We start from the raw sequence: 22,655 nt of genomic DNA, 5'->3' as shown, positions 1-22,655 counted from the left end.
TCCCCAGCGAGTGCCGCCGTTTGGCAGACTTCTCCGGCTGGGTGCACCTGCGCGGAGGCCCCGCAGCCCCACCGCCCAGGCACCGAGTGACGGGGGTCCGATGACCATGCACACGACGGACGAGTCCTCCGACTCGTACGCGTACGCCGACCCGCCCACCATGGCGCTGCGCAAGATCCCCGCCCAGCCCCCGCAGGCCGGCCAGCCGGCCGCGCCCGGGCAGCCGCCGGCCCCGGCCGTACCGGCCCAGCGCCAGGACGAGACCGGCCGGAGCCCGGAGCCCGCGACCTCGACCGGCCGCAGCGGCCTGATCATGGCCCTGGGCACGCTGTCGTCCCGCGCCCTCGGCTTCATCCGCAGCTCGATGATCGTTGCCGCGCTGGGCGCCGGCCCCGTCGGCGACGCCTTCAACATCGGCAACTCGCTGCCGAACGTCGTCTACATGATGCTCATGGGCGGTGTCCTCGCCTCGGTCTTCGTGCCGGAGCTGGTCCACGCCGCCCAGACGCACAAGGACGGCGGCGTCGCCTACACCGACCGCCTGCTCACCCTGTGCGGCGTCATCCTCGTGGTGCTGACCGTCGGCGCCTGGCTGGCCGCACCCACCATCGCGGACTTCTACTCCGGGTACCCGGACGGGCCGCAGCGCGACCTGACCATCGCATTCGCCCGCTACTGCCTGCCGCAGATCTTCTTCTACGGCGTCTTCACCCTGCTCGGCCAGGTGCTCAACTCGCGGGACCGCTTCGGCGCGATGATGTGGACCCCCGTCCTCAACAACGTCGTCGCCATTGGCGTCTTCGGCCTCTACATCGCGATCGGCGCCAGCGCCCGCGACGCAGGTGAGATGACCTCGGGCCAGACCATGCTGCTGGGCCTCGGCAGCACCCTGGGCATCGTCGTGCAGGCCGTGGGCCTGCTGCCGTCGCTGCGCTCGTCCGGCTTCCGCTGGCGCCCGCGCTTCGACTGGAAGGGCGCCGGCCTCACCAAACCCCTCCGCGCGGCCACCTGGGCCCTGCTCCTGGTCGTCGTCACCCAGCTCTCCTTCGCCGTCATCACGCAGCTCACGGCCCGCGCCGGCGCCCTCGCCGACGGCAGCGGCCTGAAGGAGATGGGCCTGGGCTTCGTCGGCTACAACAGCGCCTACCAGCTCTTCGTGGTCCCGCAGGGCGTCATCACCATCTCGCTGGTGACCGCCCTGCTGCCCGGCATGACCCGCGCGGCGACCGCCGGCCGGCTCTCGCAGATCGGCTCGGACCTCGCGGGCATGCTCCGCTCGTCCGCCGCGATGATCATCACCGCCTCGGTCCTGTTCATCGCACTGGCCCCGCAGATCACCGCCATCGCGTACGGCCACGGGCGGACAACGCCCGCCGCGACCTGGGTCATTGCGCAGACCCTGATCGCCTTCGCGATCGGCATGCCGGCCTTCTGCGCGCAGTACGCCCTCGCCCGCGGCTTCTACGCCATGGGCGACGCCCGGACCCCGTTCTGGCTGACCACGGTGACCACCGGCGCGAACGCCGGCCTCGCGTGTCTCGCCTACGCGCTGCTCGGCCCGCGCTGGATCATCATCGGCATGGCCGGCGCCCAGACGGTGGCCTGCCTGATCAGTGTCGCGATCACGGGCTGGGCCCTCGGCCGCCGCCTGCGCCGTCCGGTCGCACCCGCGGCCGGCGCCCCCGCGGCCGCTCCGGACGCCACTATGCAGCTCGGGCTCCGCCGGGGACGCCCGCACAGCGGCCTGGACGGCGGCTCGGTGGTGGCCCTGCACCTGTCGCTCGCCGCGGCCTGCGCCCCCGGTGCGCTGGCGGCGGTCTGGATCGGCGGCCGGATCAACGACAGCCTGGGCAACGGCCTGCTGAGCAACACCGTCGGCCTCGCGGCCGGTTCGCTCACCGTGCTGCTGTCGCTGTTCGTGCTGGCCCGCCCGTTCGGTGCGGGCACCTCGGTGGCGCCGCTCGCCCGCAAGCTGCGCATCCCGTACCCGGAGCCCGCGGCAGCCACCGGCAACGGCAAGCACCGCCGCTAGGGCGTTCGGGGGCGTCGCCGAAGCCCCCGCGGTCCCACCACACCTCGTGGCGCCCGGCACAGCATCGTCCTCAGCCCCCGCAGTACCCCTGGCCCGCGGCACCGGGCTCCCGCCGGCAGGGTCGGCCCCGCCCGCGGGAGGCCGGTCATCCGTCGGAGCCGGGTCGACCGAGGGGCACTCCTCGCCTGACTCCGGGTCAGCCCGTACGGCCCCCTGGTCCGCCCGTCCCGGTGACGTTCGTGGTCGAATCCCCGACGGGTCGACCCCGCCGGGGTGTACACGTCCGACCAGGTGCTAGCTTCTCGTCGCCCGCTGTGTGACCAGGCACACCAGCCCCCGCTGGGACGCCCCTTCGCGCGCCAGCCGGCTCAGACACGGGCCGACTCCCCACCGGCCCTGAACACGGGAAGGCCGCAGACTCCCTTGACTGCCTCTCACAGAGCCGGGAACGGCTCCACAGGTGCCGCACACCGCCGTAGCCACCGGCTGCGGATTCCGCTGGCGATCACCGCAGCGGTCGTCGCCTCCGCCACCGGCTTCGCCCTGTTCGCCGGTGCAGACACCACCCCGGCGTCCGCCGCGGCGGGTTCGGATGCGCTCCAGCGCCAGTTCGCGGCCGCGGCCGGGGAGTTCCACGTGCCGGAGAGCGTCCTCCTGGCGCTGTCCTACCAGCAGACCCGGTGGGAGTCGCACCACGGCGAGCCGAGCACCACCGGCAACTACAACGTCATGGGGCTCACCCAGGTCGACCCCGCGGCCGTCGCCAAGGCCATCGCCGCAGGCCCGGGACCGGAGGTGGACGGCCGTGGCGACGACGCGCCCGTGCGGGCCAAGGCCGCACCGGTCCAGGTCGAGGACAGCCCGGCGCTGCACACGCTCGACAAGGCCGCCAAGCTGATCAAGAAGCCCGCGGACCAGCTGCGGACGGACTCCGAGCAGAGCATCCGCGGCGCCGCCGCCCTCCTCGTGAAGTACCAGAAGGAGGCCGGGAAGCCGCTGTCGGGCGACCCCGCGTCCTGGTACGCCGCGGTCTCACGGTTCAGCGAGTCGCCGGCCGACCAGGGCGGCAACGACTTCGCCGACCGCGTCCTGGGCACCGTCCGGGTCGGCGCGAGCCGGATGACCGCCGACGGGCAGCTGGTGACGCTCGCGGCGGCCCCCGCGGTCACCGCGGGCGACTCGGCCGCGCTGCGGCTGAGCTCGGCGGACGGCCAGACCCCCGTCCCGGTCGCCGCCCCCGTCAAGGCGGTCAAGCGTCCGACCGGGGCAGGGAAGACCGGCAGGACCGGCAGGACCGGCAGGACGGGCACCACCGGCACTGCGGGCAAGGGCGGGACGACCGGCACCACCCCGCACGGCACCGCCGGCACCTCGTCGCACGCTGCCACCGGCACCACCGGCACCACCACGGCCGTCCAGGCCGGGTTCACCACCGCACCGGCGGCCGTCGGCCTCGCCGCCGCGGACGAGCCCCACCCGATCGAGTGCCCGACCGGCCTCGGCTGCGACTTCAAGCCGGCTGCGTACGCGCTGACCTCGGCGTCCGACCCGACCTCGTACGGCAACTACACGATCGCCGACCGGCCGAGCGACGGCGACACCATCCGGTACATCGTCATCCACGACACCGAGGGCGGCTTCGACGGCTCGATCGCCACCTTCCAGAAGCCGGCCACCCAGGCCAGCGCGCACTACATCATCCGGTCCTCCGACGGCCACGTGACCCAGATGATCAACACCAAGAACATGGCCTGGCACGCCGGCAACAAGACCGTCAACATGCACAGCATCGGCATCGAGCACGAGGGCTACGCCTTCCCGACGACCCAGTCGACCTGGTACTCGGAGCAGCTGTACCAGTCCTCCGCGGCACTGACCCGCTACCTGGCGGACCGCTTCGGCGTCCCGCTCGACCGGCAGCACATCATCGGCCACGACGACGTGCCGGGGCCGCGCCAGAGCGACATCTCGACCATGCACTGGGACCCGGGCACGTTCTGGGACTGGAACCACTACATGGACCTGATCGGCGCCCCCGTCCGGGCCAGCACCGGTGGTCCGATCCTGGTCGGCGGCAAGGTCACCATCGCGCCCGCCTTCGACTCGACCAACACGCCCCCGGTGGACGGCACCGCCGCCCGCCCGGAGAACTTCGTCTACCTGCGGACCGCGCCCAATGCGAGCGCCGCGCTGATCAGTGGCGGCACCACCCAGGCGGCGAACTGGAAGGCCAAGGCCGTCGCGGGCACCAGCTACGTGGTCGCCGGCCAGCAGGGCGACTGGACGGCCATCTGGTACGACGGTGTGAAGGGCTGGTTCTACAACCCGAACGGGCAGAGCGGCGCTGCCGACAACCGGGCCGGCCAGAGCGTGCTCGTGCCGCGCGCCGGGCTGTCCTCGATCCCCGTCTACGGCCGGTCGTACCCGGAGCTCGACGCCTACGCCCAGCACCCGGCGATCGACACCACCAACCTGGCGCCGATGCCGTACACCGCGACGATCCCCGCCGGTCAGGGGTACCTCCCCGGCGCCGACCAGCCGCTCGCGGGCGACTTCTACTACGCGCAGAACATCGACGGCGATGCGCCCGACGACCGCACGCTGGTGGTGGGCAGCGACACCTACTACCCGATCCGCTACAACCACCGGCTGGCCTTCCTCAAGTCCACCGACGTCGACGTGGTCACCGCGACGACGCCCGTACCGAGCGGCTACAGCCCGGTGACACCGCAGCGGCTGTTGGACACCCGGTACGGCACCGGCGCGCCGAAGGCCCGGGTCGGTGCTGGCGGCACCGTCACGCTCCCGATCACCGGCGGCAGCACCGGGGTGCCCGACGGGGCCACCGCGGTGATCCTCAACGTCACCGCCGTGAACCCGACCTCCGGCGGCTTCGTCACCGTGTACCCGGACGGCCAGCCGCGGCCGGTCGCGTCGAACCTGAACTTCGCGGCCGGACAGGTCATCCCCAACCTGGTCGTCGTCCCGGTCGTCAACGGCAAGGTGGACCTGTACAACAAGTTCGGCAACGTCGACCTGCTGGCCGACGTCACCGGCTACTACGCGCCGGACGGTCCCGGCCGCCTGGCCACGGTCGCGCCGACCCGCCTGCTCGACACCCGGTACGGCACCGGCGCCACGAAGGCCCCGGTCGGTCCGGACAGCACGATCACGCTGGCGCTCGACGGCGTGCCCGCGAACGCCACCGGCGTGGTTCTCAACGTCACCGCCGTGAACCCGTCGTCCGGCGGCTTCGTCACCGTGTTCCCGCACGGCAGCGCGCTCCCGGTGGTCTCCAACCTGAACTTCACCGCGAAGCAGACCATCCCGAACCAGGTCATAGTCCCGATATCCGAGGGCAAGGTGGACCTGTACAACAAGTTCGGCAGCGTCGACCTGGTCGCCGACATGACCGGCTACTACTCCCCGATGCCGGCGCGAAGTTCATCAGCACCGGCCCGGCACGACTGCTCGACACCCGGACGGGCACCGGCACCGCGAGCGGCAAGGCGGCCCGCCTGCACGGCGACAGCTCCCTGGACCTCGGCGTCGCCGGCCGCGCGGGGCTCCCGCTCACCGGGGTCACCGCGGTCGTCCTCAACGTCACCGCCGTGAACCCCACGGCCGGCGGCTTCGTCACCGTCTACCCGGCGGACACCACACGCCCCGTCGCGTCCAACCTCAACTTCACCCCCGGCCAGGTCATCCCCAACCTGGTCGTGGTCCCGGTGAACAACGGCAAGGTGTCCTTCTACAACCGCTACGGCGACATCGACCTGGTCGCCGACATCACCGGCTACTACACCGGCTGACGGCGGACCGCCCCACGACGTCTCCGCCGCTCGAATCGACAGCAAAGGGCCGGCTCCCGAGGTTCCCCCTCGTGAGCCGGCCCTTCCTCGTTCCGCACCGCCTCCGACAGAGCGCCTCACGGCGGGGTTCGAAGCTGTGGCAGCGACATGGCGCAACGAGCCGGCGGTTATGGCTGGAGATGATCCTTGAGCACCCTTACAGCCGTTGTCACGGCCTCGTCAGCGCTTGTCGTTTGAAGCAGTGCTTCGACCGGGTGATCGTGCTTGTGGGCCACCGAGTAGCTGCCCCCGAGAGAAGTGCGATGCACACGGGGAGCACGTCGCCCTCTCCCAGCCAGTACCGGGGACCGGTGCTGAAGCAGAGCCTGGCGTGGCTGGTGAAGGGATAGAACCGGCCGAGCACGCTGTTCCGCGCCGCATCAACGAGGGCTTGCATGATCGGCGGTACCCAAATCGCGGTGGAGGCTCTGGCCCGGTCGTCCCAGTCCGCCGCGGAACGTGCCTGGAAGTCCCATGCCGCCTCGACCGAGTCGCCGGATTCTCGCTCTGGGCCCATGGCCTGATCCCCCTCTGCGCTGCTCACGGCACGCTACTGCGTGGGTGACGGGGCCTCAGTATCCGACGTCAACGCCGGCGTGAGTGCGGACGTGCATTTCCACGATCCTCGGGCACGGCGCGGGCACGGGAGGCGCAGCCGTCCGGAACGAGAGAGGCCCAGGTCGGAGGGTTCCCACCCTCTGGCCTGGACCTATTTCTGTCTCCGGTTGTGTGCCCCATGCAGGATTCGAACCTGCGACACCGGCTTTAGGAGAACGGGCGTTGCCCTACCTGTCTGACCTGCACGCTTGCTGTGCTGCATGGTTGGTGACTTCTCCTCCGCTACCACCCGAGACTCCCCGCGACTCCCCGCCCCACATGGCACGGCTGTGGCACGGCCGTCAGCCCTAGAAGAGGTTCGGATAAGGGCAGACCTCCAGCGGTTCCCCCGGCCTATCTGACCAACCCCACCAGACGTGCCCACGAGCGCAGCCCCACACTGCTCTACAGACACGCTGCCCGTCCTCCTCACGGCGGCCGAGCACCATGGCTCCTTGCGTCAGGGACTGGTCACAGTCGGGACAGCGTGGGCTGTTCTCGTCAGCTGGCATGGTGTGCACCGTATCGCGCAAGCACCGAGCCTCGATCCGATTAGCTGCTGACCCGAGGCTCGTCCTCGGACCGCTGCATGCCCTGGGCTTGTTGAGGTCGTGGCCTCTTCGTCCCGAAGCAACCCAGATGACCTTCTCGGCAGGTTCCAGGTCGTCGATGGCCTGTGCAAACAGTCCCCTGGAGTCCGCGATCGTCCGTTCAAGTGCGGGGTCGTTGTAGCGAAGTTAGACACTCAGTCTCTCGAGAGTCTGCAGGCATAGCCGGCAGCCAACTCAACTCGGGCAGAGACAACTTAGACTCCTGGGCATGAGTGAAGCACCAGAGTGGACAGCGGCCACCGAAGTTGTTGTGAAGAGCCCCAGCCTGGCAAGGGCCGAGATCACGCACGCGTGGGACAGCGGCCGGCAGCACACAGCTTGCGGTAAGGGGGGCGAAGGCCTTGCCCTGCGGTCTCGTCCGTGGGGGATCAGCCGCGATGGACGATGCTCAGACTGCGAGCGCCAGACCTCCCGTTGACCACCTGAGTTGCTGGCAGGTTCTGATCACCCGCCCTGCCGACCAACGACCGCACTCACTCCAGCTAGCTGACCAGCAGGAGCGCCGTCACCAGTCGCCATCGTCGATTGGCGCTGGCTGACCTCGTATCGCCCAGAGGCGGCCCCGGACTCACCGTCCGGGGCCGCCTCGGCGTCTAGCCACGTCTATGGCGGGTCAACCAACCCCCAACATGTTGAGTCGAGCCGTCGACCCACCGGACCGCAGAACCGTCGGCAAGTGCCAAGATCCGCCAGCGCCCGCCGCTGTTGCTATCAGCCGGAAGCTGCTCGCTGGCTTGCCACCTGTGGCGACGGAGCAGCATCACTCAGATCGGGAAGCTGGGCATCTGAGAACTTCAGAATCAGGGCGGCCTGTAGCCGGGATCGCAGTGCCTTGTCATCGACGTGGTCCACCAGCCGCACAGCTTGTCGGAACCCGCGTTCAGTCCTCATGTCCAACCGGAGATGTTGCGCTTGGCCCTCCATGTGCTGCAGCGCAAGGCGTCCCTGCCTGTGGAATAGCACAGCAATCGTGCCGGTCACGAGGCCACTGACGCTAGTGGCCATAGCCGCATATAGCTGGCCAGTCGTCTCAGAGCGCCAGATCGCGAGCGAAACGCCAGCCATGAGAATGATCCCGCCTACAATTGATGCTGCCAGGCTGACCACTGAGCTGCGCTGTGCTTGAGCCAGACCGTGAGCGTAGTAGTCAGCCAAGAGGACCGTGAAGGTCTGCTCCTCCCGCTCAGCACGTTGTTGCTCAAGCGCATCCTGGTGGACGTGGATCTCATAGTGGGTGTTGGTGACGCGACGATCAGAACCGCTCGGCTCCCCGGCAGTGTCCCCGGGAGGCTCCTCGGGTGGAATGGTGAGCACCACGCCGCTTGCATCGGCAGCGAGCTTGGTTCCGCCGGCTGGGGTGGCAGGCAGCTCACGCCGGAGGCGTTCACGGTATTCATCTACCAATCGTCGGTACGATGCCGAGGCGCCTCGGGCGGCAAGGGCCGTACCAGTCATAGCACCCACCAGTGCAACCGCTGGTGCTAGCCATTGGATCGTGTTAGTCACAGCATCATGCTCCCAGCCCCGCCGTCCACTGATTGGGCCTTCCGGCAAACGGGCTCAGATCGCAACTCGGGCGGTGGAGCGGTTTTGGCCGGTGCCCTGTCTGGTCTGGGTCCGAGCATGATCGGGGGCCGTAAGCTGTTGCGACTCGGTCAGGGCTTCTGGGCCTGACCGCAATTTGGCCGAGTGGCCCCCGGTCTTGCTCGGTGCGGGTCCCGGTCCTGACAGGTGGGTAAAACCGTGGAGCCGCCCGCCCCCGGCCCCGGCGGGGTTCTGGGCTCAGCCCATCCCTGCCGTCCGTCCGCCGGCGCGGCCGGGGCGCCGCCGGAGCGGGGCGAAGACAGGAGCGTCGGCGAGCGGCCAGGGCCGCGCGCTGGCGCGCTGTGCGCGCCTTGATGAAGTAGCGAAACTCGTAACAACCTCTCCACCTCGACCAACCAACCACCCACCCCGCCTCGTTGACTGCGCCACGACGATCGTCCGTGTACTGGCTCTTGCGCCTGGGTAGCTCCTGTTCCGGGGGTGGGGATGGACGGCTTCGAGATCAAGCGCTGGCGTCGTCACGGGCACGACCGGCTGTATGTGAACCGGGTGGCTGACGGCACGTGTGTGGGGTGGCACGACGTGGTCACCGGTCGGACCGTCATCCTCGATGAGAGCTGCCGCGAGGTGGTGATGGCCGCCCATCCTGCTGCAGCTGGCACCTCCCAGAGACCTGCTCCCCCGGCAGAGTTCGCCCAGTCGGCCCCGGAGCTGCCGGCTGGACAGCCGGTGGACCTATCCCTGAACAAGCCCGGCGATGCTCTCCGTCGGCAGATCTCGGCTCTTGAGCCGAGCCCCTGAAGAGGCTCGTAGCCCGATGGCTGCCGGCCGACCGAACGGAAGCGCATTCCTGGGCAGTTGGCCTGCGAGGCGAGATGGTCACCGGGCGACGGCTGAACCGCCTTCGTGGCCGGGGCTGGGAGGTGATCCACTCGCTCCAGTTACCGAGCGGCAGTGACATCGACCATCTGGCCATCGGTCCTGCCGGCGTGTTCACCATCAACACCAAGCATCACCGGGGCGCCGCCCTCTGGCAGGGCGACCATGCCATCACGGTGAATCGCGCGTCGACTCGCTACGTGCCGATCAGCGAGAACGAGGCTGCGCGGGTCACTCGCCTGCTCTCCGCGCTCTGCGGCTTCGCTGTCACCGTCCGACCCGTAATAGCCGTCGTGGGTGCCGACAGCATCACCGTGGCGAACGCACTCCCGTCAGTCCTGCTCGTAGACGGGGGACGGCTGGACCGAGTGCTCGCAGGGCTGTCTCCGACATTGAGCTCCGAACAGGTGGGCCGAATCTTCTCGGTGGCCCGGCAAGGCCGCACCTGGGAGCGCTGACGTTCAGGCGTCGAAGTCGTACTCCAGGACGTAGGAAGCGGAGTCGAGGGTCATCTCATTGACCTCAACGGCGTGCCCTTCCCCGGCGAATGCGGTCCGGCAGATCAACATCACCGGCGTACCCATGGACAGGCGAAGCCGGTCGGCCTCGTCCTGGGACGGCATCCGGGATCGGATCTCCTCACGGAAGTGCACGGGCTTGTGGCCCAGCTCTGCCAGCCGGGCATACGTCCCGCCAGGGCCGGTGTCCTCCTGGGTGATGGCCGAACCCGCCACTAGATCGGCGGGAAGGTAGGACGTCGACAGCAAGACCGGCTTGCCATCGAGAACGAACCGGCGACTCCGGACGCACACCGCACGCCCCGGCTCGACGCCGAGCACCTGGGCGATGTCGGCTGGCGACTCCTCCTCGGTGACGCTGACCTGATCGACCACCAGAGTGCGGTCCTCGATGTCGGCCGACCAGATCGAGCGGCCAGAGCCCCACTGCTCCTGTGAGAGCCGCTTGATGCCCTGCCGGCGGAGCGGGCGGAAGTCACGCACGAAGACGCCCACGCCCTTTCGAGCCTCGGCGATCCCTTCGTTCTGCAGCACGCCCAGAGCCTGACGCGCGGTCATGCGGGCGACCCCATGGGTGGCCATCAGATCGTTCTCACCAGGGAGACGGTCGCCCGGCCCGTACTGACCAGACCGGATGGCGTCCTTGAGCGCATCGGCGATCTGCTGGTACTTGGGCTGGCGGCGGTCGTCTGGGCTGGCCATCGTGGCGGCTCCTCGCTGTTCTCTAGACATCCTAGGGTCGCCCCCTTCTGCCCGCACCTCTGGCATCACAGGCATCCCACTCCATAGATCTCTAGAGAAGTAGATTGACTTCTCTAGAGATGAGAGCTTCACTGGAGACATCTCTAGAGAAGAGCCTCACTCGGAGGCTCCTCAACGAAGGGGAGATGCCGTCATGGCTGTGTTCAAGGTCGACACCTCTACCGCGTTCGTGTTCGTCGCCGTCCCGCCGGCGCCCAAGGTGACCAACCGCCAGACGGGCGAGGTCGCGATCGACCGGGAGACCGGGGCCCGGATGGTGACCGTGGGGCTGACCATCGCGGACGAGGGTGAGGCGAACCTCTACACCGTGTCGGTCCCGGAGACCGGGATCTCGGACGGGCTCACCGTCGGCACGCCGGTCGCGCTGACCGGGCTCAAGGCGCGGGACTGGGAGAACGAGTTCAACGGCCAGAAGCGGCACGGGATCTCGTTCCGCGCTACCGCGGTGACCTCGCTCGTCCCCGCCGCGGTCCAGGGCTGATCGCCATGTCGGGGGCTCTCGTTCTCACCGAGGCGGGTACCGCGCTCGCCGCCGTCACCAGTGGCGCCGCGTACGCCCGGGTCAAGGCTCCGGCCGTGTTCTGGTCGGCGGTCGGTCTGCCGGTCACCGCACTGCGCTTCTCGGCTACCTACAGCAGCACGATGGACTCGTGCGGGCTCACCGTGGCGCCGTCCCGGCTGCGGGTCCTGGTCACCCGGGCGACCACTCGCCGCGAGATCCGTCCGGTTCCGCCTCGCATCCGCCGGGTCCGGCCGACGACCACGGGCCTTCGGGTCCGGCTCCGGCTGGCGCCCGGGCAGGAACCGGCGGACGTGGCTGCCTCTGCGGAACGGCTGCGGCACGCTTGGGGTGTCCACTCCGTCCACGTCGCCGAGATCAAGCCGGGTGTGGTGGAGCTTCGGATGACCGGCTTCGACGTGCTCCGCAAGGTGCGGATGCCGCGCCGTCCACCGTCTGGTGACCTGGTGGTGCCGGTCGCGATGCGGGACGACGGCACGGCGTTCACCCGGGACTACCGGGCGGTGCCGCACTGCATGACGCTCGGCGCAACGCTGACCGGCAAGTCCGTCTACATCCGCAACCTGATCACCCAGCTCGCCGGCCGGAACGTGGCGCTGGTCGGGATCGACTGCAAGCGGGGCGTCGAACAGGCCCCGTTCGCACCGCGCCTCTCAGCGCTGGCCACCGATCCGGACATGGCCCGGGGCCTGCTGGACGCCCTGGTCCAGGAGATGGAGGACCGGTACGACCTGATCCGTGAGTACCAGGGCATCCCGCGGGCCGTGGCGGCCGACGACATCGCCTCGGACATCTGGGGTCTACCGGCCAAGCTCCGGCCGGTCCCGGTGGTCCTGATCGTGGACGAGATCGCCGAACTGTTCCTCATCGCCACCCGCAAGGAGGAGGAACGGCGGGACCACATGGTCACGCAGCTGATCCGTCTCGCCCAACTTGGCCGCGCCGCAGGGATGTTCCTGGAGATCTGCGGCCAGCGGTTCGGCGCCGAACTGGGCAAGGGCGCAACGATGCTCCGCGCCCAGCTGACCGGCCGCGTCATTCACCGCGTCAACGACAAGCCCACCGCGGAGATGGGCCTCGGCGACATCTCGCCGGAGGCTGTCCTCACCGCCACTCAGATCGCCCCCGACATGCCGGGCGTCGCCGTCGCCGGTGACACCTCCGGCGGCTGGTCCCGCATCCGCACCCCGAACCTCTCCTCGCCGACGCCGCGGCCGTCTGCCGCGCGACCACGCACCTGGTGCCCGATCTGGCGACGCTCGCCGCATTCCGGCCGTACGTCCCGCCGGTGGTCATCATCCCGCCGAAGCCCTCGGTGCCGCCCCGGTTCTTCCCGAACCCGGTCACCGAGTAGCACCGCACCCCATCGGCCGGCGCTGCCGTCTCCGCGCCACGTCCCTACCCAGTCATGCCCACACCCGGGCTCTCATCGAAGGGAGGAAGACCGATGCGCCTGCCCCGCCCGGACGCCGTCCTGATCCAAGCCGCCATCGCGGGCGCCCTGTCCTTCGCCCATCTCCACGACATCGCCGAAGCCGCCGGCCAGCACGGCTGGAAGGCCTGGGCCTACCCGGTCTCCGTGGATCTGCTGCTGGTCGCCGCCTGGCGCCGGATGCGCACCCTTCGCGCCTCCGGCCGCCCGGCGGGCTCGGCCTGGACCTGGTTCGCCATCGCCTTGGCCGCCTCGCTCGGCGCGAACGTCGCCACCGCCGGGCTCCTCGACCTGGTCCACGTCCCGGCCTGGCTCCGCATCCTCGTCGCCGGGTGGCCCGCCCTCGCCTTCTTCGGCGGCACGCTCCTCGCCCACAGCCCCGGAAGCCACGCCGAACCGGCCAGCGAAGAAGCCGACCTGCCGCTCTACGAGACCGCCGCGGAGCTGGTCGACACCGAACCGGCCCCGGTCCCCGTCCTGTCGCCGGAACCACTGCCCGCACTGCCCACCGCGACTGCCGCTGACCCGGCTCCCGCCCCTGCCCCGGTTCCGCCGGCCGTCGCCGTCCCGGCCGCCCTGGTCGACCACGCCCGGAAGGTCGCCGACGACCACCGCGCCCGGACCGGCGAGCCGATCGGCACCGACACCCTCCGGGCCCGCCTCGGCGTCCCGCCGCACTTCGCCGACGCCATCGCCGCCCAACTCGCCTGACAGGAGGACATGCCATGCCCCGCCCGATCCGCCCCCGCAACGTCGTCCGCATCGGCCCCGTCCAGGTCGCCACCTACTACGACGGCCGCGGCCGCGAGATGCACACCGCCGTCTGCACTGCCCCGCGCTGCGGCTTCTCCGCCGAGTACACCGGCCGCGCCGCCGCCGAGATCGCCGCCCGCACCCACCGCTGCACCGTCCGCTGACAGGAGAGATCCGCCATGACCGTCACCCTGCCGCTCGTCGTCGTCCTCGGCGTCATCACCTGGGCCGTCATCCGCTTCCTCGGCATCCGCCTCTGGGTCGCCGTCGCCATCGGCCTCTTCGGCTTCTACCTCGCCCACAGCTTCCTGGCGCCGGTCATCGACGGCACCACCCGCACCGGCGTCCAGGTCGTCAACGGCACCCAGCAGGACCACCGATGACCACCGCCGCCGCGCTCCTCCGGGGACCGCTCGTCCTCACCCCGGAGGGCTCCGCCCTCGTCGCCGAGATCGAGGCGTACCTCGCCACCCTCCCGGCCGCCACCCGGCAGACAGCCCCGTACGTCTGCCCGCTCGGCAGCACCGTGCAGGCCTGGAACGCCGCCTTCCCGCTGACCCGCCCGACGCTCCTCGACCGGCTCACGCACCGCCCCGCCCGTCCGGCCCCGGTGACCGTCGCCGACCACCTCCGCCTCACCTCCCGCTACATGGCCGCCTTCGGCTGGACGCAGGGCCGCCTCTGGGACACCACCGGCAGGGTCTGCCTCCTCGGCGCCCAGGCCGCCGTCCTCGCCCACGGCTACGGCACCCCCGGCACCGTCACCCGGGCCCGGGTCCAGGTGATGGAGGTCCTCCACGCCACCGGACGGGCGCACGCCTCTCCGGACCGCTTCAACGACGCGCCCGGCACTCGCCAGGCCGACGTGCACCACCTGCTCGACCGGGCGTCCGCCCGCGCCCTGTCCCTCGGTATCTGACCGGCCCCCGGGGCGGCAAAGCCGCCAAGCATCCCGCCGTCCTCGGGCCCGCAACCCGCTCCGGAAGGACTCGCACCATGGACCTCGCCCCGATCCTCGCCGCCGGCGTTCCCCTCGCCGGGTGGACCGGCCACAGCCTCTGGCTCCACCAGAAGCTCACTACCGCCCGCCGCGACCCGCTCACCGGCCTGCACACCCGCGACGGCTTCACCACCCGCGCCGAACACCTGATCCGCACCCACCCGGACCGAGTGACCGTCCTGCTCATCGACCTGGACGACTTCAAGACGACCAACGACACCCACGGCCATGCCGCCGGAGACACCGTCCTCGCCGCCACTGCCGAGCGCCTGCACATCTGGTGCGGACGCAACGGGACCCCCGCCCGCCTCGGCGGGGACGAGTTCGCCGTCGTCGTCTTGGACGCGGCCGACCGCCTCGAAGCCCTGAGCACCACTCTTGGAGAACCGGTGCCCTACCTCGGCCAGCCGCTGCCGGTGGGCGCCTCCGTCGGCGTCTGCCACCTGGCCGCCCTGCCGGTCCCATCACTTACTGACGCGCTCACCGCAGCCGACCGCGACATGTACGCCCACAAGCCCGGCAGCCGGACCTCCCGCCGCCGCTAGCGGTCCGACTCGGGCCCTCGGGGGTCAGCATCGGGGCCACCGCGGGCCAAGGCTGTTCGCCGACCTCGCAGTGGTAGCACCGAGCGGTAACGCCGTCCTGGTTGTACCACTCGTGCGCCCCGCAGTCCTGCTCCCCCTTGGGGGCGAAACCACGATCCAGCAGGAACCACGGAAGGTGCCTGCGCAGGCGCGTGCGCCACCGATACCTGCCCACCCGAGTCATGAGCAGGAGGCTAACCCCGCAGACGCGATCCTCCGCGCGAATTACCTGGCCAGCGACCGTGAACGAGCCGCTGACAGACCGATCCCCGGGCCGGCAAAAGCCGCCAAGCATCCCACCGGCCCGGGGACCGCAACCCCTCCACGAACCGAAGTCCACGAAGGAGACCTTCATGATGCCCCAGACCTCTCACGCCCCGGGCCGGATCTGCCCCGCCTGCGACGGCTTCGCCCAGGCGGTCATCGCCACCGGCACCCGCCTCCGCGACGGCTCCCGCCACACCATCCCGGTCAACTGCCCCACCTGCCGCGGCCTCGGCATCATCGTCCGCCCCCTGGCCACCGCGGCCCGCACGGCCTGACGCCCCAGTCCTGACCTGACCACCTGCCCCGGAGTCGCGGCCACCGCCCGGCTCCGGGGCCTCCGTTGGAGGGATTCGTACCGTGCCCAGCACCACCACCCCGCCGCCGGACCTGGAGCGCCTGGCCGTCGCCGACCTCGCCCGGCTCGCCTCCCGCGGCGATCTCCCCAAGCTCCACGACCAGATCACCCGCACCGGCGGCTGCTCCAACCCGATCCACCTCAAAGGCTTCCGGACTCTGGTCCACACCCCGACCGGCAACGTCCTGCACCGCTTCTCGACCGACCACGAACCCGGCCACCGCCTCAAGGTCGCCTGCGGCAACCGCCGGGCCTCCCGCTGCACCTCCTGCGCCCGGACCTACTCGGCCGACACCTTCCACCTCATCCGCGCCGGCCTCGCCGGGGACGAGCCCAAGGGCATCCCGGCCACCGTCCGCGACCACCCCCGCGTCTTCGCCACCCTCACCGCCCCATCCTTCGGCCCGGTCCACAACCGCCCCGACACCGGCCGCTGCCGCTGCGGCACCGACCACCCCGACGGCTCGCCCGTCCTCGGTACACCCTTCGACCTGGACGCCTACGACTACGCGCACGCCGTGCTCTGGAACAACCACGCCCCCGACCTGTGGCGCCGCTTCACCATCTACCTCTTCCGGACCATGGCGAAGATGGCCGGCCTCTACCAGTACGAGTTCAAGGAGCAGGCGAAGCTCTCGTTCGGCAAGGTCGCCGAGTACCAGCGCCGCGGCGCCGTCCACTTCCACGCCGTGATCCGCATCGACGGGCCCACCGGCCCCGACTCACCGCCCCCGCCTGGGCCACCGTCGCGCTCCTGGACGCCGCCATCCGCGCCGCCGCCCGCCGCGCCGGCGTCCCGCTCGCCACCTCCGGCCACGTCCGGGGCCGCGTCCTCCAGTGGGGCAAGCAGGTCGACGTCCGGCCCATCGGCGCCTTCGGCTCCGGAGAGATCTCCGAACAGGCCGTGGCCTCCTACGTCGCCAAGTACGCCACCAAGAGCGCGGAAGCCACCGACACCGTGGACCGCCGCATCCTGGAACGCCACGAGCTGGACCGGCATGACCTGCCCGAGCACACCCGCCGCCTCATCGAGACCTGCTGGGACCTCGATCCGCTCTACCCGGATCGGCTGCTGGCGCACTGGTCGCACATGCTCGGCTTCCGCGGCCACTTCTCCAGCAAGTCCCCTACCTACTCGACCACCCTCGGCGCGCTCCGCCAGGTCCGGGCCGACTTCCGCGCCGACCAGGCCCGCAGCGGCCTCCGCGAACGCCTCCTCGCCGCCGGCCTCCTCGACCTGGACGACCTCGACGCCGCGGACACCCTCGTCCTCGCCCACTGGGCCTTCGCCGGGGCGGGCAACTCACCCGGCGAATCCCTCATCGCGGCCACCATCGCCCGCGAGCTGCACGAACGCCGCACCACCGACCGTCAGGAACTGCTCGCCCAACTCGCCCAGGAACAGGAGCACACCGCATGGACCCCCTGCTGAGCATCGCTGAGGCGGCCGAACTGCTCGGCACCACCGAGCGGTTCCCGCGCCGTCTGATCGAGGAACGCCGGATCGAGTACGTGAAGGTGGGGAGGCACGTCCGGATCAAGGCGTCCGTGCTGGCCGCCTACATCGCGTCCAACACCGTGAAGTCGATCGCACGCCCGCGCGGTCTGCGGGCGGTGGCCTGATGGCGAACTCCAAGGGCAACCGCCGGCGCTTCGGTGCGGTGCGGCGACTCCCCTCCGGCCGCTGGCAGGCCCGGTACCGGGATCCGCTCACCGGGCAGCTCCGGTCGGCCGACGAGACCTACGCGACCAAGACGGACGCCGAGGTGGCCCTGACCGTCATCGAGGCGTCCATCGTCACCAGTAAGTGGACCGACCCGGATGCGGGCGCGGTGAACTTCGGGGACTTCGCCGCGACCTGGCTCAAGGATCGGAAGCTGGAGGAGAGCACCCGCGAGCGCTACGCGACCATCCTCCGGCTGCACATCCTGCCGAGGCTGGGCAGCCGGAGCATCGCCGAGATCACCCCGCCCCGGGTGCGTTCCTGGCGCTCCGGGCTGCTGGACGCCGAGGTGGGAGAGCCGAGCGTGGTCAAGGCGTACCAGATGCTCCGGGCGATCATGAACACTGCCGTGGACGACGGGCTGATCCAGCGCAATCCCTGCCGGATCAAGGGTGCCGACGCCTACGACGTGCCGGAACGCCCGGTGCTCACCGTGCCCGAGGTCTTCGCCGTCGCCGATGCGATCGGTCCCCGGTGGAGGGCCCTGGTCCTCGTCACGGCCTTCACGAGGCTCCGGTTCGGCGAGCTGGCCGCACTCCGCCGGCGGGACGTCGACCTGGAGGCGCGCCTCGTCCGCGTCCGCCGGAACCAGGCCGAGCTGAACAGCGGCAGGCTGCTCGACAAGGCGCCGAAGAGTGCCGCGGGCTTCCGCCCGGTGGCCTTCCCCGCCGAGATCGTCCCGGCGCTCGCGCACCACCTGGAGCACTTCGCCGGCACGGGTCCGGACGGGCACGTCTTCGTCGGCCCCCGCGGTGGCAGGCTCCGCCGGAGCAACTTCCGGGACGACTGGGTGTCCGCCCGCGCCAAGGCCGGCATCACCGGGAACGTCCACTTCCACGATCTCCGGCACACCGGCAACACCCTCGCTTCCCAGAGCGGGGCCAGCACCCGGGAGCTCATGACCCGGATGGGGCACAGCACCACCCGGGCCGCGCTGATCTATCAGCACATGACCAGCGAGCGGGACCGCATCCTCGCCGACCGTATGGGCGAAGCCGTCCGCCAGGCGCTCGGCGGTCAGCCGCTCCCGGGACCTTCTGGCACGGGTGTGGCACAGCCGGACTGACCACCGGATCGACCGGACCAACGACAAAGGGCCGGCTCCCGAGGTTCACCCCTCGTGAGCTGGCCCTTTTCATGTCCTCCGCCGTCTCCGGCGGTGTGCCCCATGCAGGATTCGAACCTGCGACACCGGCTTTAGGAGAGCCGTGCTCTATCCCCTGAGCTAATGAGGCGGGGGCTCGTCCGTCCGGCTTCGCCGACCACCAGGGGTGGGTCTTCGGCAGGACTGGATGTGCACCCGGGTCGGACGGTACGTGGGTGGTGCTGGTGCCTCCGGGGAGGGTGCACCGGACCGGGCCCACAGTGGGATGTCCGTCTGACCGATCACAGACTAGCGGATCGGGCGCCGGGGGTGGCCGGCGTTATGGGCAAGGTCCTGACCTGGAGGGTCACGCGGCTCTCCCCGGGGTGCAGCCATCGCGCCACCGGGAAGGTCGACGGGACCTCGCCCGGGACACCCGCGTGCCTGCCCATCCGACCCCGGCCGCGCATTCGTACGACCGCCCGTACGACCGCTCGTGGCGCTCCGGCGTGAAGCCTCCGGTGGGCGCCCCCTGCGGCGGAGGTCCACCCCTGCGGCCCAGCGGCAGCCGCCTCCCGGCCTCCGCCACGGCAGGCCGAGTCGGGCTCCGGGCCGCTATTCTGACGTCGCCCGGGATGCCCGAATTGATAGCTAATGAATACTTATATGAGGATTGTCAGACAATACGGCCCGTGGCTCGTTCCCGCTCTGGCCGCCCTCGCGGTCGGGCTGGTCCGGGCCGGTGTGCCGGAGCTGTGGCGGGACGAGGTGTCGAGCTGGAGCGCCTCCGGGCGCCGGCTGGGCGAGCTGTTCGCCCTGCTGCGCAACGTCGACGCCAGCAACGGCGCCTACTACGTGCTGCTGCACGGCTGGACGCAGGCGTTCGGCGACTCCCCGACCGCCCTGCGGCTCCCCTCCGCCCTCGCCATGGCGGGTGCCGCCGCCCTCACCGCCCTCACGGCCCGCCGCCTCTTCGCCTCACCGGTGGCCGGGCTCGCCGCGGGCCTGCTGCTGGCCACCGTTCCCCAGGTGTCCCGCTACGCACAGGAGGCCCGCTCGTACGCGGTGGTGACCTGTGCGGTCGCGGGGGCGACCTGGTGCCTGCTGCGGGCCCTGGACCGGCCGAGAATCGGCAGCTGGGCCTGCTACGCCCTGTGCACCGCCGCCGCCGGCCTCTTCCACTTGGTGGCCCTGAGCGCGCTGGTCGGCCAACTGCCCATGGTGCTGCTGGCCGCCCGCCGCCCGGGCCGGCGCGCGCTGCTGTGGCAGTGGCCCGCGGCCGCCGCCGCCGGCCTGCTGCCGACCGTGCCGCTGATACTGCTCGGCCACCACCAGTCGGGCCGGCAGCTCTCCTGGCTGGCCGCACCGACCGGGCGCGACCTGCGGTTCGTCTGGCAGGACGTCTTCGGCTCGTACCACGTGCTCTACACCTTCCTGGTGCTCGGCCTGATCGCCCTGGTACGGCGGCCCTCCAGCGGCGCGGCCGTCCGTCTGCTGGCGGCCGCGGTCCTGCCGGTGGCGGCCGTCTGGTTCGTGTCGCGGCACGGCGGGACGTCCTACTTCCTCGCCCGCTACCTGCTCTTCACGCTGCCCGCGTGGGCCGCACTGGCCGGGGGCGGCGTCGGCGTGCTGTACGCGCTGCTGCCGCGGGCCGCCCGGCGCGCGCCGGTGGCGGTGGCGCTCGCGATCGCGGTGGCCGCCGTCCCGGCCTGGCTCGGGCTGGACGCCCAGCGGGCGCTGCGCACCGCCGCCGGGCACACCGACACCGACTACCGGGGAGCGGCCGCCCTGGTCGCGGCCGGCTACCGCCCTGGGGACGGCCTGGTCACGGCCGGTGGCGCCGAGAGCTGGATGATGGTGGGCCCGGCGGTCGCGTACTACCTGCCGCGCTCGGTGCGGCCGCAGACGATGTTCGTCCAGGAGAGCGCCGTCTCGGCGGACGACCTCTTTCCCGTCGAGTGCCGGGTGCCCGCCGCCTGCACCGGTGACGGGAGCCGCGCCTGGGTCGTTACCATCGGCACGGGGTCCGATCCGTTCCGGAACCTGCCCGCCGCCCAGGCGCTGGTACTGCGGACGGACTTCACCCCGGCCGAGGTCCGGCAGATTCCCGGGCTGACGGTTTCGCTGCTCGTGCGCCGGTAGCCGCCCGGCGCCCCGCGCCGGCAGCCGACCAGGCCACGCCAACGTGAAAGGCTCTGACGTGACTGCCCCTGAGGAGAGCACCTTCGCCGATCTCGGCAGGGTGCTGGTGATCATCCCGACGTACAACGAGGCCGAGAACATCGAGCGGATCGTGTCCCGGGTCCGTGCCGCGGTCCCGGAGGCGCACGTCCTGGTCGCGGACGACAACAGCCCGGACGGCACCGGCGACCTCGCCGACAAGCTCGCCACCGACGACGCCCACGTCCGCGTCCTGCACCGCAAGGGCAAGGAAGGCCTCGGCGCCGCCTACCTGGCCGGCTTCCGCTGGGGCATCGACGAGGGCTACGCCGTCCTCGTCGAGATGGACGCCGACGGCTCCCACCAGCCCGAGGAACTCCCCCGACTGCTCACCGCCCTGCGCGGCGCCGACCTCGTCCTCGGCTCGCGCTGGGTGCCCGGCGGCGAGGTCGTCAACTGGCCGAAGTCCCGCCTGCTGATCTCCCGCGGCGGCTCGCTCTACTCCCGCCTGATGCTCGGCGTCCCGATCAAGGACGTCACCGGCGGCTACCGCGCCTTCCGCAAGGAGACCCTCCTCGGCCTCGGCATGGACGAGGTCGCCTCCGCCGGCTACTGCTTCCAGGTCGACCTCGCCTGGCGCACCGTCAAGGCCGGCTTCAAGGTCGCCGAAGTCCCGATCACCTTCGTCGAGCGCGAGCACGGCGCCTCCAAGATGAGCCGCAACATCGTCTTCGAAGCCCTCCTGCGCGTCACCGGCTGGGGCATCACCGACCGCCTCAACAAGCTCACCGGGAAGAGCGCCCGGCCGACGGCCCCGGTCGGCCGCGGCTGACACAGCAGGTGCGGGGGACCGCTGCGCGGGTGAGCATGGGCTCGGGTCGCGCACGGTGCGGGCCTGCGGAGGGAGCCGGAGTGAGCGGGTCGCGGCAGCCGGGAATCCGGGCCAGGGCCGAGGCACTGGCCGGGTCGCTGCGTGAGGTCCCGGACCGCATTCCGATGGTCGCCCGCAGCCTGCACCATATCGTTCGGGTGAATCTGCTGGACAGTTCGACCCGGCTCGCCGCACAGGCCTTCCTCAGCGCGCTGCCGGCGCTGTTCGTGGTGGCGGTCTTCGCACCGGCCTCCCTCAAGCACGGCATCGTCTCCTCGATGCAGGAGCAGCTGGGGCTGAAGGGCATCTCCAGTGACCAGATCAAGCAGCTGATGGCACCGAAGAGCGACGACGTGGCGCAGGGGTTCGGTGTCTTCGGGGCCCTGGTGACGCTGCTGTCGGCGACGGCGCTGAGCCGTGCCCTGCAGCGGGTCTTCGAGCGGTGCTGGGAGCTGCCGAAGGCACGTGGCCGGGTCGCGGTCGGGCGCTGGCTGCTCTGGCTGGGGGTGTGGCTGATCGTCATGGTCTTCCAGCACCCCCTGCACGACGGCTTCGGCGCCGGGCGCTGGCTGGGCCTGCCACTGACCTTCGTGGCGACCACGGCGCTCTGGTGGTGGACGCAGCACCTGCTGCTGGCGGGCCGGATCCCCTGGGGCCCGCTGCTGCCCGGGGCGGTGCTGTGCGGGGTGGCCGTGCTGGGTGTCGGGGCGGTCGCGGAGGTGTACCTGCCGCGGGCGGTGTCCGAGAGCGTGACGAGGTTCGGCCCGTACGGGGTGGTGTTCACCGCGCTGTCGTGGCTCATCGTGCTGTTCACGGCGCTGACGGTGGCGGTGACGCTGGGGCGGGTGATCGCGCAGGAACCGGAGGTGTCCCGGCGCCTCGGCTCCGCCGAGCCGGAGCCGGAGCCGGAGCCGGCCGCCACCGCACCGGAGACCGGAGCGGGGCCTGCGACCGGAGCCGGACCGCTGGCGGCCGGCCCGGCCGAGCCCCCGGGAAACGGCCCGGAACCTGAGGACCGGCCAGGAACCTGAGGACGGCCAGGAGCCTGAGGGACGGCCGAGGCCCCGGCGGCCGCACGCCCCTGGGGGGTGAACGGTCGCCGGGGCCTCGA

At 71.1% G+C, this 22,655-nt stretch carries 19 protein-coding genes, 1 tRNA gene and 2 pseudogenes; 19 read left to right on the top strand and 3 right to left on the bottom strand.

The genetic code is table 11. The features are described 5' to 3' along the window. The first annotated feature begins 100 nt into the window (after window positions 1–100). From murJ to ABEB13_RS23800, 3 genes are all read left to right on the top strand, one after another. Window positions 101–2,032 carry a murein biosynthesis integral membrane protein MurJ gene (murJ, locus tag ABEB13_RS23810; RefSeq protein WP_345707118.1) on the top strand — a complete coding sequence of 644 codons (1,932 nt, stop codon included), beginning with the start codon at window positions 101–103 and terminating at the stop codon, window positions 2,030–2,032. A gap of 423 nt (window positions 2,033–2,455) precedes the next feature. Beyond that, window positions 2,456–5,647 (top strand): N-acetylmuramoyl-L-alanine amidase, encoded by a 3,192-nt coding sequence (locus ABEB13_RS23805; RefSeq protein ID WP_345707117.1) that lies wholly within the window; start codon window positions 2,456–2,458, stop codon window positions 5,645–5,647. Beyond that, window positions 5,644–5,844: an N-acetylmuramoyl-L-alanine amidase gene (locus ABEB13_RS23800; protein ID WP_345707116.1), complete on the top strand. Its 201-nt coding sequence runs from the start codon at window positions 5,644–5,646 to the stop codon at window positions 5,842–5,844. Before ABEB13_RS23805 ends, ABEB13_RS23800 begins: the two co-directional genes overlap by 4 nt. A 1,958-nt stretch (window positions 5,845–7,802) precedes the next feature. On the opposite strand, the gene ABEB13_RS23795 is transcribed toward ABEB13_RS23800, so the two are convergent. Next, a complete protein-coding gene (locus tag ABEB13_RS23795; protein ID WP_345707115.1) occupies window positions 7,803–8,597 on the bottom strand; it encodes a TRADD-N-associated membrane domain-containing protein in 795 nt (264 codons plus the stop codon). Window positions 8,598–9,122: 525 nt separating this feature from the next. Here ABEB13_RS23795 and ABEB13_RS23790 point away from each other — a divergent pair. Together ABEB13_RS23790 and ABEB13_RS23785 are read left to right on the top strand one after the other, a co-directional pair. Beyond that, window positions 9,123–9,437, top strand: coding sequence for a hypothetical protein (locus ABEB13_RS23790; RefSeq protein WP_345707114.1), 315 nt, complete (start codon window positions 9,123–9,125; stop codon window positions 9,435–9,437). 74 nt (window positions 9,438–9,511) lie between these two features. Then, entirely contained in the window at window positions 9,512–9,973 is a 462-nt protein-coding gene (locus ABEB13_RS23785) for a nuclease-related domain-containing protein (protein WP_345707113.1), read from the top strand. A 3-nt stretch (window positions 9,974–9,976) separates the two neighbouring features. Here the strand turns inward: ABEB13_RS23785 and ABEB13_RS23780 are convergent, their stop codons facing one another. Further along, the gene (locus tag ABEB13_RS23780) at window positions 9,977–10,735 is read right to left on the bottom strand and encodes a GntR family transcriptional regulator (RefSeq protein WP_345707112.1); all 759 of its coding nucleotides are present in this window, start codon (window positions 10,733–10,735) and stop codon (window positions 9,977–9,979) included. A 193-nt stretch (window positions 10,736–10,928) separates the two neighbouring features. On the opposite strand from ABEB13_RS23780, the gene ABEB13_RS23775 reads away from it, so the two are divergent. The 11 genes and pseudogenes from ABEB13_RS23775 (at window position 10,929) to ABEB13_RS23725 (ending at window position 18,495) form a co-directional block, all read left to right on the top strand. Continuing rightward, on the top strand, window positions 10,929–11,276 hold the full coding sequence (locus ABEB13_RS23775) for an SCO3933 family regulatory protein (RefSeq protein ID WP_345707111.1): 348 nt from the start codon (window positions 10,929–10,931) through the stop codon (window positions 11,274–11,276). 5 nt (window positions 11,277–11,281) lie between these two features. After that, window positions 11,282–12,669, top strand: a pseudogene (locus ABEB13_RS23770) (FtsK/SpoIIIE domain-containing protein). Between the two features lie 93 nt (window positions 12,670–12,762). Then, window positions 12,763–13,458: a DUF2637 domain-containing protein gene (locus tag ABEB13_RS23765; protein ID WP_345707110.1), complete on the top strand. Its 696-nt coding sequence runs from the start codon at window positions 12,763–12,765 to the stop codon at window positions 13,456–13,458. A gap of 14 nt (window positions 13,459–13,472) precedes the next feature. Then, window positions 13,473–13,664 carry a mobile element transfer protein gene (locus ABEB13_RS23760; protein ID WP_345707109.1) on the top strand — a complete coding sequence of 64 codons (192 nt, stop codon included), beginning with the start codon at window positions 13,473–13,475 and terminating at the stop codon, window positions 13,662–13,664. A 15-nt stretch (window positions 13,665–13,679) separates the two neighbouring features. Then, window positions 13,680–13,883: a hypothetical protein gene (locus ABEB13_RS23755; RefSeq protein ID WP_345707108.1), complete on the top strand. Its 204-nt coding sequence runs from the start codon at window positions 13,680–13,682 to the stop codon at window positions 13,881–13,883. Then, window positions 13,880–14,419, top strand: coding sequence for a DUF6197 family protein (locus tag ABEB13_RS23750; protein WP_345707107.1), 540 nt, complete (start codon window positions 13,880–13,882; stop codon window positions 14,417–14,419). Before ABEB13_RS23755 ends, ABEB13_RS23750 begins: the two co-directional genes overlap by 4 nt. Window positions 14,420–14,496: 77 nt before the next feature. Further along, window positions 14,497–15,045, top strand: coding sequence for a GGDEF domain-containing protein (locus ABEB13_RS23745; RefSeq protein ID WP_345707106.1), 549 nt, complete (start codon window positions 14,497–14,499; stop codon window positions 15,043–15,045). 392 nt (window positions 15,046–15,437) lie between these two features. Continuing rightward, the gene (locus ABEB13_RS23740) at window positions 15,438–15,626 is read left to right on the top strand and encodes a hypothetical protein (protein ID WP_345707105.1); all 189 of its coding nucleotides are present in this window, start codon (window positions 15,438–15,440) and stop codon (window positions 15,624–15,626) included. A gap of 82 nt (window positions 15,627–15,708) precedes the next feature. Continuing rightward, window positions 15,709–17,138 (top strand): annotated as a pseudogene (locus tag ABEB13_RS23735) (replication initiator). Then, on the top strand, window positions 17,123–17,329 hold the full coding sequence (locus ABEB13_RS23730) for an excisionase family DNA-binding protein (RefSeq protein ID WP_345707104.1): 207 nt from the start codon (window positions 17,123–17,125) through the stop codon (window positions 17,327–17,329). Before ABEB13_RS23735 ends, ABEB13_RS23730 begins: the two are co-directional and overlap by 16 nt. After that, entirely contained in the window at window positions 17,329–18,495 is a 1,167-nt protein-coding gene (locus ABEB13_RS23725) for a tyrosine-type recombinase/integrase (RefSeq protein ID WP_345707103.1), read from the top strand. The genes ABEB13_RS23730 and ABEB13_RS23725 overlap by 1 nt, the downstream gene beginning before the upstream one ends. Before the next feature lie 96 nt (window positions 18,496–18,591). Here ABEB13_RS23725 and ABEB13_RS23720 read toward each other — a convergent pair. Continuing rightward, window positions 18,592–18,664, bottom strand: a tRNA-Arg gene (locus ABEB13_RS23720). A gap of 515 nt (window positions 18,665–19,179) precedes the next feature. On the opposite strand from ABEB13_RS23720, the gene ABEB13_RS23715 reads away from it, so the two are divergent. From ABEB13_RS23715 to ABEB13_RS23705, 3 genes are all read left to right on the top strand, one after another. Next, window positions 19,180–20,655 (top strand): glycosyltransferase family 39 protein, encoded by a 1,476-nt coding sequence (locus ABEB13_RS23715; protein ID WP_345707102.1) that lies wholly within the window; start codon window positions 19,180–19,182, stop codon window positions 20,653–20,655. Between the two features lie 58 nt (window positions 20,656–20,713). Then, the gene (locus tag ABEB13_RS23710; protein WP_345707101.1) at window positions 20,714–21,505 is read left to right on the top strand and encodes a polyprenol monophosphomannose synthase; all 792 of its coding nucleotides are present in this window, start codon (window positions 20,714–20,716) and stop codon (window positions 21,503–21,505) included. Between the two features lie 197 nt (window positions 21,506–21,702). Beyond that, the gene (locus ABEB13_RS23705; protein WP_345707100.1) at window positions 21,703–22,575 is read left to right on the top strand and encodes a ribonuclease BN; all 873 of its coding nucleotides are present in this window, start codon (window positions 21,703–21,705) and stop codon (window positions 22,573–22,575) included. Window positions 22,576–22,655 lie beyond the last annotated feature (80 nt).

The sequence above is a fragment of the Kitasatospora paranensis genome, from assembly GCF_039544005.1.
GTDB classification, from domain to species: domain Bacteria; phylum Actinomycetota; class Actinomycetes; order Streptomycetales; family Streptomycetaceae; genus Kitasatospora; species Kitasatospora paranensis.
The sequence above is the reverse complement of the archived record's forward strand: the minus strand, read 5'-3'. Positions and strand labels throughout refer to the sequence as shown.